Origin of the sequence: Ruminococcus sp., assembly GCF_017650195.1 — a bacterium.
GTDB lineage: Bacteria > Bacillota > Clostridia > Oscillospirales > Ruminococcaceae > Ruminococcus.
The window spans coordinates 1-11,770 of sequence record NZ_JAGCFH010000082.1 but is presented as its reverse complement, the minus strand read 5'-3'; the positions used below and the strand labels follow the sequence as shown (position 1 = coordinate 11,770).

Here is an 11,770-nt window from a genome sequence, read left to right as displayed (position 1 = left end):
TCCTTTCTGAGGATAACTGAACCAACATGTTAGTTCTTTTAGAATCTTAAAAATCAATTATAATAATGTCGGTTTTCATACATTATTATAGTTTCAAAAAGCTACATTATTATAATTGACATTTGCACTGCTGTATGGTTTCAGAAAGAGATGGGCCTGCGTGCCAACACATTTTACCGCAGGCTCAAAGAATACGAAAGAAAGTTTACATAAATGAGACGGAGCCGGGTAACCGGCTCCAATCATCTTTCAATAGGGTATCGTTTTTATTTGCAATATTGCAAAAGCCTAAAAACAACTTATATGACACATTTTTTTGCTATTTCAATAGACCACAGTCTACTGCAACCATACTCATGCCAGATTCATAATGGAGCTGGCATTTTTCATAACATTATATCGCCTTTTTTCGTGTAAATTCTTGTAAAAAACGCCTGTTTTTTCTTCACACGAACTGCTTTGACCGTTATTTCATTGATATTAGCAATCGTCTTAAATTTAAAAAGTAAGCGGTTCCTGAATAATAGAGACATTGTCACAGTTGTAATGATACTTTTTATCGGCAGGAACAAGTCCTTCACCGTAATCCACTTGATTAGACTTTACAGTAAAATCACTGAACCAGCCGTCTACTACATACATTCTGCGATTTGTATTCTCAGCTCCATAGGGCTGATCCATAAAGAGGGTATTATTCTCAAAAACTTGGTGATAGCCCCAGCCCTGCACCTGCTCGTGTATCTCAAATGCAGCTACTATTTTGGGATTGCCGTTTCTGTAACCGGTATTGTCGTGAACATAACAATCGTTGCCTTTGATGTCTATGAAACTTCCTGCATAGTTCTCACCTGTCATGCCATCACCATAGAATGTACAGCCGCTTATCTCAGTATCGGTGGTATACTCCTTGATGTCGATATGCTCTGCGGCAACATTTTTAAATGTGCAGTCTATTACTTTATTATGATCACATTTGAAGTCAAACTCTGTTTTATCCTTAGAACTGCCTATATAGACGCCTTCACCGTATCCGGGGAACACAAGCCCGGTATCGTGGATATTACATTTTTCTATGGTGCAGTAAGAACTTCCGTCACGTACAGCTATCGCTTCTGCACCAACGGTGTGTATCTCGCAGCCGGATATTGCGGAATGGTTGGAATTGTCAAGAACTATTCCCTTCTGCGCATTAGTAAATACAATACCTTCAACATTCCAGTAGTCGCCTGTAATGTGCATAACATAACCGGTTTCTGTAGTCTCACCCTTGAATACGGGAGGGTTTTCGCTGTCAAGAGCTTTGATGATTATATGCTGCTCTTCTGTGCCGTCTGCTGAGGCTTTCAAGGTCTTTCCCGACAAATCATATTCACCCGATTCGACTTTGATCAGATCACCGGCTTTTGCGTTTTCTACGGCATTATAAATCTCCTCGGTATTATGTACTATTATACCTTGTTCTTCTTCTGAATCATCGTACATGGCTTCTATTTTTTCTTTTTCAACAAGTCTTTTTTTCATAAGACAAAGATCAAAGGAATCAAGGCGTTCGTCTTTGCAAAAATCGGCGGCTTTCCAGTTTGCAAGTTCTGTATCCGGAACCCCCAGCAGCCACTTCTGAAACAACAGAAGATCAGCAACGTTGAATTCACCGTCATCGTTAACATCGCCTCTTATAATACCCGACATAAAATCTGAAAAATAATCGTCTGCTTCTATCCCAATATTTGAAAAAAAGTCAATATAAGATATAATGCTTGCTTCTCCAAGGTTATAGGTCGCATTATAGCTCTCATGCAGTTTTTCCATATCTGTTATGCTGTCACCGAAAATACCGCTCACATTTTCAACCCAGAAATGCATTTTATCGCCGACTGCAGCTTTCTGTGCTTCTATCCAATTGCGTTTTACAGTAACATCTCCTGCAAGTCCGCTCATGTCCTTAGCAGTGTAGATATCTATAGGGCGAAGCTCCGAATCAGCTATAAGTTCGGTCAAAAATGTACCGAACTGCTCAGGAGTTGAATTATCGTAATAGTAATAAGGATTTAGCATTATGGGTTTATCAGGACAATTCTCCTCTATTGCTGATATATTGGCATTTATATTATTGCTGATTATCCGCACGCTCTCTCCGTCGTCAGTTCCGTTACAGGCGTTTTCAAAGTTATTAAAATTGTTTGAATAGTACCAGCCTGCAATCTGATCTCCGTATTCCTCTCCATAGCGAGACCATATCTCGGATATGACAGAACTGCTAAGCTTTGAGTTTTTATCGCTCCAGATCTCATAACTGCTGGCATATTCGCCTGTAGAGTAAAGCCATGAATTATCGCTTACAGTACCAAGCCACACCTTCATATCAGTAGATTTTGCAGCCTCAAGGGCAGATTTGATGCTGTCTCCGCTGCATCGCACATCATAAGCAACAGGAGTTTCCATAGGAAACCAGCTGTAACAAACAGGATTGATGGGCTTGTCCCAGAATGTGTTGACAGACTGGTGATGTATATATAGAACAGATGGGATTATCAATGTATCAAAACCAAGCTTCTTTGCATGGCTGAATGTCTGTTCCCAGCGCTCTGTGTCCAGAATATCATTGTAATAGGGCTGTATAAATGTCGAGGTAAAATGAGGAATAGGTTCAAATGCTGATGTGGATCGTGGTATATTAGCAGCTACACATATGCACACAGATAATATCAAGCTTATAATCTTTTTCATAGCGAAACTCCTCCTTTTTCAGATACCGATGTTCTGCCTGCTTTATGCTTTCATTATATCATATTAATATCATAAACACAAGATGAAATTAATAATCTATTGCTTATTCATCTCATAAAAGGTAGTTTAATGCTGCTGAATTCATGGAAGAGTATAGCAACGTCAAAAATGAACGAAGTAATTTTATAAAAATATTATATAAAAATACGTCCGCTTCGGATGTCCGTCAAATCCTCTTCCTGAGAACTGGCTTGAGGTGATTGCGAAAGTCCGCTGCGGAAACAAAAAGCCTGTAGAAGCTATGCGGGAGCTTGGTATATCCCAGTCTTACTACTACAGACTATACAGTAACAATTTAAAGATGTAGCCTCCCTCGGGAGGCTTTGGCTATCATTCTGTCGGCAAATCTATGAATGTAGGCTCATGCTTAGCTTCACGAACATATCTAAGCATATCATCTCGGAGCAGGCGGACTGTTGATGTATTGATACCGGGATGTCCGCAAATGTATTCATCGCTCATAAGGTCGTTATCTATGACGAGCTGTATGTTGTTATCCGTATCGAATATAAGCTCCAGTGCTGATACTGAGCCAGGGATAGTATTCAGATACTCCTGCATCTTATCAGCCTCCGCAAAGGATAGACGGGCGCAGTTCAGCTGCGATGTCAGAAACTTCGTCTTGAACGGCTTGTCTCCAGGCATTAGCAGCATATAGAAGCTTGTCTTCTGACGGTTACAGAGAAACAAGTTCTTGCATATCTTAGCACCAAGTACCTTTTCGATAGCAAGACAATCCTCCATAGTATCTGCATGGTCGTGATCAGCTCGCTTGTATTCTATACCAAGAGCATCAAGTTTATCGTATATAGCCATTTCAACGTCAGAGCGTTCATCTGTCGGACGTCCGCTGTAAAGTGTATTATCAATATTCATATTAGTGCTCCTTTACCAGTTATCGCGCATAAGGAAATCTGCTATATGCACTATCTCAATGCCGTTATCGTTCCCTAAAGCAAGTGTGTCGCGGCAGACCACATATTTATGGTAGTGATCCTTTATATCCATAAGATTTGCAGTCTCACGGTCGGATCCGTCGGGAAGCTGAACACAGACCTGAACATATATCCTTTCATCTCTGCGAACGGCAACAAAGTCGATCTCTTTGGTATTGTTCTTGCCAATGTAGACATCATAACCCCTGCGCTTCATTTCGAGGTACACTATATTCTCGAATACAGCTGAAAGCATTTTTGTATCGAAGCCCATCTGACTGTACTTGATAGAAATATCAGAAAGATAGTATTTTTCCTGAGTTTTGAGCACTGCCTTACCCTGAAGGTCGTAACGCTGACAAGGATAGATGATAAACGCTTCACCCAGCCACTTCAGATAGTTGTAGATAGTCTCAACAGAAAGACTGCGGTTCTCACTTTTCAGGAACTTCACTATCGTATTCGCCGAGAAGGTCATACCAACATTTTCAATCACATAACGGACAACTCTGTCGAACAGCTCTTTATTGCGTATCTTATGACGCTTGGAGATATCTCTTGTGATGACGGATGCGTATATACCGTCAACGATCTGATACGCAGCCTTTGTATCGAAGCTGCTGATACCAACAAGAGGGAAACCGCCGTACTGAACATATTCATCAAATACGTCTCTTGCCTGAGACACATCTTTATTCTTGAAAGTCAGGTACTCACGAAGCGAAAGAGTATATACAGGGATCGTCACATATCTTCCAGTGAGGTATGTGGATATCTCACTCGACATCAGCTTGCTGTTTGAACCGGTGACATATATATCAACATTGCTGTTTTCAAGAAAGTCGTTAATGACCTTCTCCCAACCTTTAATTTCCTGTAATTCATCAAGAAGCAGATAGCATCGTCCTTTACCGGATATATCATTTTTCAGGTCAGAATACATATCCTTTGCTGAAAAATCTTCATACATGATTTCGTTGTATCTGCGTTCAATGATGTTTTCTTTTGAAGATCCGTGCTTTATGAGCTCATCAGCTACCATTTCAAGTATAGTGGATTTACCGCAGCGACGAACTCCGGCGAGTATCTTAACAATTGGAGAGTCTATAAACGGCTCTATTGCGTTAATATAATCAGGTCTGAGTATCATAGTATCACTTCCTTTTTATCAATATACCATAAATAGTTGCAAGTGTCAAGACGTTTTTTCAGTATAGAAGAAAAAAGTCTTAAAAGCGATCTGAACTTTCGACATTATAGAAGCTTTGTTCTGTATAATCTTTATCATGAATGTCTTCTCAAATAAAGTTTGAGAGTATCAGATGTATAATAGGCTATGCTTTAATGTGCGTCAATAGCCCATGGCTTTTTGAAAGATCTGATACCTATGGGAAAGCGGCTGTGGATGTTCACAACCGCTTTACTTTGTTTTCAATAATAGATTGCAAAAAAATTTTTGAAGCATCATATTCATCAAATATATCTTTTACCTCATTTTTCAACTTTATATTATCCATGAGATATTCTATATATTTGATTACATCGGCAGTAATATCGGAGTTAATTCTGTCTGAAAGTTCAATATAACAATTTCTCCGTATCTCCAACACATTGTTATTAATTGATTCATATTGACGACCAGCCACAATAGTCATATACTGCTGAAACGATTCTGTACTACTCATAATAAGCTCATATTCATACAATTCATACCGCTTATTGTTTGAAATGTAGAATGGAGTTATGATGCAATCAATGAATCTAATGTCATTTTCCGTCTTCAGTAGCTCAAAAAAATCATTGCAATTAAAATACACCTCGTTGGAAATGGTAATTGTTCTAAGGTTAGAGTGAATGTCAGTGATATGCATTTCAGTCTCCTTTATACTCATAGGGAACATAAGGGTCAATTATTGTCTGATCCGGTGCCCACGTTTCCATGTTAATATTTTCGCTTACCTGAATAATTTCATGGGTAATGTCATCAACAACAACATATGACCCTTTTTCAGTATAGAACACAGTTGCTGTATTACCGGTGTATTTATTTACACTAACTCTTGTAGTAAAAGGGTTGTCGACAGTAGCTTTTATACAGCAAGGTAGCATTTTAATAGCTACTAATTGTTATGTCACCATGAAAATCCTTAGCCTTACTAAACATAGAACGGATAAGATTAAGCACTTCTTTATCTACATTATATGCAAGCGCATTCTCATCTATTTGCTGTAACTGTTCGTAAAACAGGTCAATATCGGGGACATACCAGTTTTCTTCATCATACCAGCCACTATTCAAATGATAATAATATGAGAAGCCAACCCACCCCTCATCTTGGGGCGGTATTAATTTGATTATTGAGGAAAAATATCCACCCCATATGCCGACACTTTCAACCTCTTCTTTATTTACGTATAGTCTGAAAAGGATTTCTTCGTCACCTTCATAGCCCTCGTAGTACTTTTCATTTACCATAGTATTGACCTCACTTTGCCAACCAATGTCCAGCTTCAAGAATATTCATCTGTTCTTGCGTAGCTGTTCCTGCGATATTAGCACGTTCGGCGGCTTTCCAAATATCTTCGTGAATCCAAGTATCGCCAACCAAGTATTCTGTAACACGTTCTTGACCCTTTGGTGTTCCAGGAATCGTTCGTGTTACTACCCACGTTGTTCCTCGTTCATATTTCATTGCACCTGGTGTTTCAGTATGCCAACGGGCTTCAAAGTTGTATCCACCTTCAGACCAACGATACTTTATTTGCTGATATCCTTTATTCATTGTTTTGGCCAAGGCAGTAGTGTCAGCTTCGGCAGGGATTTCTATGGGAGAACCACCTGTTTGACGAATATCGCTAATAACATTCTTTAATTCTGTCGGATTGTTAACTGCCAAATCATCTATGCTGATGTTATCGTACTTTGTACTATGCTTAGCATCACTACCTTTTAAATCATCAATTCTCTCTTCAACAGCTTCCTTACCTCCACTATAGTATATTTCTGCTGCATTATCGGCAATCGGAGTTCCGTATTCAACTAAGAAATCACACAGTACACCTGCATATTTAGTGCTTATCTCATTTAACAGATCTAATGCGACAATTATGCCGTATTTTGAGTTAGCAAAGCCATCCATTAGATATCTGCCACCAGCACCTAACATTTTATTTCCTATATGAGTTTTAGCAAATGCAGTACTGATTGGCTTGGCAAGTTTGGAAGCACCTGCGAAGGCTACTGTAATCCCAAGATGAATATATCCTTTTTTCTGCATCATCCGTCCGGCTTCTTCATTGCCATCCATATATGCATTCATTAACTCAGTAGATTCATATAATCTATCACCGATATTCTTGAGGTAAAAGCCTCCAGCTACGATTAATCCTAATCCAGCGCCTGCAATTAATAAAGGGATCAAAGCAAGACCGCCAGTTAACAAAATAAGACCGGTTCCCAAAACAGTTGCACCAAGCATTATTAAATCAAATGCCCATGTGCATTCAACTACTGATGCAATGATGTCACACAAAAATGATAGTCCAACCCACGAGCATAAACCGCCACCGTTAAGATTGTTATTAATAATGTAAGTGTTTGTACCTGTAGACGGATCGTATACAATATATCCCGTACCAGACCAAGAGCCAATTGTGATTTCAGCACTGGGGACTGTAATATATTTTCCTTCGTTTATGAGTTGCGTGATATCAGCTTTGTTCTGTGTGCTGAGACTGCTTGTCTCTAATTCGCCTATATTCGCTTTGGATAAATATAGAATATCTACATTCTGCTCCATAGCCTTGTCCAGAACCTCAGCTGTGGAGACAGTCTGCATACCTGTGAATTGCTTGATGGTCTCACTTTCATAGAACGAGGACAAATAACCAGATGAATGCTTTATCTTTGCTTCTTCCTCAGTATCACCATTTAAGCTACTGAAATGTGTCCAGTTTCCGAGAACATCAATGCCTATCTTGCCTTCTTTATACAATCGTGGAGATGAGCCCGTCTGATTGTAAATATGAGGCGTGAAATCAACGACAGCAACACTAAGGCCGCGTTCATAACGCATATCTGAGAAGTTTGCTAGAATAGCATTGTTTGTATCTACTTGTGAGAAATACGTCTTGCCCAATAATGTCAGTGTATTCATCATTTCCCGTGAGCCATATATATTTGACTCGTTCATCTTCTTCTGTGCCGATGAAGTTTGTGGAAGTTTTGAATATTCGCCAGCAATCTCATAAGGCGAGATGATCTGATAGTCAAAGACGATACTGTACAATGCACCTACTGTCAGTTCTTTCTCGAAGGATGTTGTATCTCCAGCAGTCTTAATATCGATCTGCAGCATCTCTTTTTCACCGAGCAGATAAGATTCTCCGTTATATGCGACAGTATTGCCATCAACCTTAAGGACTCCGTGTATCTGAGCACGGTTAGCATATGTTCCTATATTACCAGTCAGATCATCAATGCTATCATACCCAAAATATGCGTCCATTTCCATAGCGGCTTCTTCGGTGAACTCATACTCCAGTGTAATATCCTTTCCGTACAGGAAACAAGATTTCTTCTGATAAATCTTGGTGCCACCTGTGGAAATAGTCACCATGTCTGATTTGGCTTGAGGAAGCGTAGTATCATAAATGCTTACTTGACCACTCGGCACATCGTAAGAAAGCGTGTTGTTGATATCCTGCTGAACAATTTCATACTGCTCGAAAGTTGTCAACAAATCGCCAGATTTATAATCTGATTCGATTTTGTTAGATACAGCATAAAGATCTAATGTTGAATCAGAAAGATTGTATTGAGTATCCAAGGTCGCCATGATACTATCAAGATCCGTTGCATCTGCCTTCTTGGTATAATACTTAAAGCTTGGATCAAGGAACAATTGGTTCTCGTCATCCAAAATAAGAAGCACCATAGCCTGTTCTGTGAGGTATCCGCCCGATTCATAGGGTGTCAGCGTTTTGCCATGAGCTGTGAATATCTTTTTGGCGGATTCAATATCCGAGGATGCTGTCATATTGATGAGGTCTTCATCAGTAAAGACGACCTCGCCAATAGCATAATTAGCTGTGTATCCAAGATAGCGCAGCATAGCAATCATAAAGCTGGCCTGATCGTAATCGTTGCCACCGCATTCCTCGTATGTTCCAACAGCTCCTTTTCTTGAGCCGTAATAGAACTCAGTTTTGTAGTTGTTCAGGATGTACTTGTACACCTCAGCCGGAGAACTCAGCGTGTCAGCCAATGCCGCCATATCATTGGTCATCTGTGTTTCGTCACCGAAAACAGCCTCACCATTGACATTTTTAGAAACAATTGTCCTGTCAATCTCACTAAACGTCTTTTTTACGCTGCCTGTAAAACCTTTTGTACGACAAAGCAAGAAATCTTGAACTTCAATGGCATCCTTAACATCAACTACACCATCAATATTGACATCTGCCGCCGTAATATTAATAGAGGTAGTGCCAGGATTTATAATTTCCCGTTTAATCAGTGTTAGGTCAAATACATCTACTCTGTCGTCATCATTTACGTCGCCTAAAATTACGTCTGTTTCTGCTGCGTGTGCCTCAATCTCGTTGACAAAAGTCTGTAAGCTGCCTGACGAAGCAAATAGCGTCATTGTCACAGCCGTCAACGCAGAGACGATTTTGGAAAATAATTTGTTCATCTGATACCTCCTATACATATAATATTATTAATTATAGCACAGAGTGTTAATAAAATCAAACCTAAAATGACAATGTATGTGTCAAGTAAAAGTGGGCAGCAAATTTCAAATTCGTCCCGAGTTTGCCACTTGGGAATTCAAAACGAGCAAAAAAAAATTATGAAATCGTCGAGAAATCGGCGATTTTCTATTGACAAACCTCTTCAAATGTGATATAATAGTATGTAGAGCTATAAGAGCTATTTTAAAGGAGGATTACTATGTATATCGCAGTGTTTAAGAATAACGGTAAAGATTATCTTCGACTGATGGAAAGCTATCGAACTCAAAATGCCGAAGGGAAAGTGGCTATTCGTAAGAGAATTATTTGCAATATCGGTCCGCTTTCAAAATTTGATGATGGACAGCCGGATTATCTCGACAGACTGCGTGAATCTTTCAGACTAGGAACACCCATGATCCCTGAACTGGAAGAATATACAGGTAAGAAACCGACATTTGAGAAATACACCATACGCTTACAGGAAGGAGATCCTGAGTGTATTGGTCATCCCAGACTCTATTCTCATGTCTTTCTGGATAAATTGTTGGACGAGCTTGGACTTGAAGATTTCTTTCGTTCATACAAGGGATTCTCAAAGATACAGTATGATGTACTGAATTTTGTTCGGCTTCTGGTTTACGGAAGAATACTGAATCCGGATTCAAAGATCGCAACACTGGAACAGAATGATGATTATTTTACGCCGCTGCTAAAGAATTTTAATCCGTATAACGTATATGATACGTTGGATTTCATATACGAAAACAGGGAGAAGATCATCCGCCGGATGAATACATCACTGGTGAAGAAATGGCACCGCAATCCAGAGATCATTTTCTATGATGTTACAAATTTCTTTTTTGAGACCGAAGATCCTGATGAAGATATTATTGACGATAACGGCAATGTTATCGAAAAAGGGATCCGCAAAATGGGTGTCAGCAAAGAGAACAGAAAGCAGCCGATCGTACAGATGGGGTTATTCATGGACGATCAGGGATTTCCTATATCAATTGAATCTTTTCCCGGTAACACACTTGATGCCAATACATTCAAGCCGGCTATTTCCAGAAGCATCGATGATCTGGATTATGCAAGATTCATTATGATCGCAGACAGAGGTATGTTCAATTATCGGAATATCATTCATTTACTTGATCAGAACAATGGCTATATTCTGGCTAAAAGTCTTCTGAAAAGCTCCAAAGCTGAACAGGAATGGGCGTATTCCGATACCGGATACATTGAAGTCAGCAAAGATTTTAAATACAAATCCCGCATCATAAAGCGAACCGTAAAAGAGGCAAACGGTGAAAAAAGAACAGTAACTGAGAACGTCATTGTATACTGGAGCCGTAATTTTTATGAGCGGGACCTGCATGAAAATGCGAGCTTTTTAGAAACCCTGGAAAAAATCAAAGACAATCCAAACGGTTTCCGTATCACCGCTATGCAGGCAAGGCAAATGCGTCAGTTTTTCAAAGGAGATCTTATTAATTCCGAAACAGGAGAAGTAATAGACGCATCAAAATTAAAGGCTTTGTTGGATAAAGAGAAATTAGAAGAGTTCAAAGCACATTTTGGTTTTTATCAAATTATCACTTCTGAGATCAATATGCCTCCGTTGGAAGCTATCGAAAAATATCACGGGTTGTCCCGGATCGAAGATCAGTTCCGTGTTATGAAAAGTGACCTTGAAACAAGACCTGTTTACGTTCGTACAAGGGAACATATCGAGGCACATCTGATGATATGTATGATAGCATTAACGATGCTCCGCATGATCCAGTGTAAGATATGCTGCAGTGGTCTTGTAACGAAATCTGATGATGTCACCCTATGGTCAATGGGGCTGCCTGCATATCGTATCCAAAAAGCCTTGAATAAATGGAAGGTAGAACTTTTGGCTGATGACTTATATCGTTTTATAGATCTTGATGATCCTGATCTGAAACTTATTCTTGATTCATTCGGCATTAAAATTCCGGTCAAACTATTCCTCAAAAATGACTTAAAAGCACAGATCAAAAATATCAACATGGATATATGATTGTGGTGCTATTTTATCAAATCTTAAATTCGGCTATTTATCGCTTGTTTTGTCGGTCTATAGCCGAATTTTCTATATTTGTTTGCCATTTTATGGCCGATTAAGTGGCAAACTCGGGTTATAACATATAACATACCAAATAGCAAGATTTACGAAGAAAAAACTCCTGCCGCTTAATATTGGCGCGAACATGTCTGCACTCGGCTCTTCTAAATAGCATTATATTTGACAAAAGTGTATATTACGTGAAATATTCTTG

At 39.3% G+C, this 11,770-nt stretch carries 8 protein-coding genes; 1 reads left to right on the top strand and 7 read right to left on the bottom strand.

Going from position 1 to position 11,770, the window contains the following annotated elements; genetic code table 11:
- Nucleotides 1-498: 498 nt before the first annotated feature.
- From J6U00_RS03330 to J6U00_RS03300, 7 genes are all read right to left on the bottom strand, one after another.
- Nucleotides 499-2,727: a DUF4434 domain-containing protein gene (locus tag J6U00_RS03330; protein WP_296578837.1), complete on the bottom strand. Its 2,229-nt coding sequence runs from the start codon at nt 2,725-2,727 to the stop codon at nt 499-501.
- Nucleotides 2,728-3,117: 390 nt separating this feature from the next.
- Nucleotides 3,118-3,663: a prolyl-tRNA synthetase associated domain-containing protein gene (locus J6U00_RS03325; protein WP_296578834.1), complete on the bottom strand. Its 546-nt coding sequence runs from the start codon at nt 3,661-3,663 to the stop codon at nt 3,118-3,120.
- A gap of 12 nt (nt 3,664-3,675) precedes the next feature.
- A complete protein-coding gene (locus tag J6U00_RS03320; protein ID WP_296578829.1) occupies nt 3,676-4,872 on the bottom strand; it encodes an ATP-binding protein in 1,197 nt (398 codons plus the stop codon).
- A gap of 259 nt (nt 4,873-5,131) precedes the next feature.
- A complete protein-coding gene (locus J6U00_RS03315; RefSeq protein WP_296578827.1) occupies nt 5,132-5,407 on the bottom strand; it encodes a hypothetical protein in 276 nt (91 codons plus the stop codon).
- 187 nt (nt 5,408-5,594) lie between these two features.
- Nucleotides 5,595-5,831 (bottom strand): colicin E5-related ribonuclease, encoded by a 237-nt coding sequence (locus J6U00_RS03310; RefSeq protein WP_296578824.1) that lies wholly within the window; start codon nt 5,829-5,831, stop codon nt 5,595-5,597.
- Between the two features lies 1 nt (nt 5,832).
- A complete protein-coding gene (locus tag J6U00_RS03305) occupies nt 5,833-6,198 on the bottom strand; it encodes a hypothetical protein (protein WP_296578819.1) in 366 nt (121 codons plus the stop codon).
- A 10-nt stretch (nt 6,199-6,208) separates the two neighbouring features.
- The gene (locus J6U00_RS03300; protein ID WP_296578817.1) at nt 6,209-9,418 is read right to left on the bottom strand and encodes a dockerin type I domain-containing protein; all 3,210 of its coding nucleotides are present in this window, start codon (nt 9,416-9,418) and stop codon (nt 6,209-6,211) included.
- A gap of 260 nt (nt 9,419-9,678) precedes the next feature.
- Here J6U00_RS03300 and J6U00_RS03295 point away from each other — a divergent pair, with 260 nt between their 5' ends.
- Entirely contained in the window at nt 9,679-11,511 is a 1,833-nt protein-coding gene (locus J6U00_RS03295; RefSeq protein ID WP_296578813.1) for an IS1634 family transposase, read from the top strand.
- Nucleotides 11,512-11,770: the final 259 nt, after the last annotated feature.

What these genes read in the sequence shown, in the direction of transcription:
- J6U00_RS03330 (WP_296578837.1), bottom strand. Translation starts at nt 2,727, where the DNA reads ATGAAAAAGATTATAAGCTTGATATTATCTGTGTGCATATGTGTAGCT.
- J6U00_RS03325 (WP_296578834.1), bottom strand. Translation starts at nt 3,663, where the DNA reads ATGAATATTGATAATACACTTTACAGCGGACGTCCGACAGATGAACGC.
- J6U00_RS03320 (WP_296578829.1), bottom strand. Translation starts at nt 4,872, where the DNA reads ATGATACTCAGACCTGATTATATTAACGCAATAGAGCCGTTTATAGAC.
- J6U00_RS03315 (WP_296578827.1), bottom strand. Translation starts at nt 5,407, where the DNA reads ATGAGTAGTACAGAATCGTTTCAGCAGTATATGACTATTGTGGCTGGT.
- J6U00_RS03310 (WP_296578824.1), bottom strand. Translation starts at nt 5,831, where the DNA reads ATGCTACCTTGCTGTATAAAAGCTACTGTCGACAACCCTTTTACTACA.
- J6U00_RS03305 (WP_296578819.1), bottom strand. Translation starts at nt 6,198, where the DNA reads ATGGTAAATGAAAAGTACTACGAGGGCTATGAAGGTGACGAAGAAATC.
- J6U00_RS03300 (WP_296578817.1), bottom strand. Translation starts at nt 9,418, where the DNA reads ATGAACAAATTATTTTCCAAAATCGTCTCTGCGTTGACGGCTGTGACA.
- J6U00_RS03295 (WP_296578813.1), top strand. Translation starts at nt 9,679, where the DNA reads ATGTATATCGCAGTGTTTAAGAATAACGGTAAAGATTATCTTCGACTG.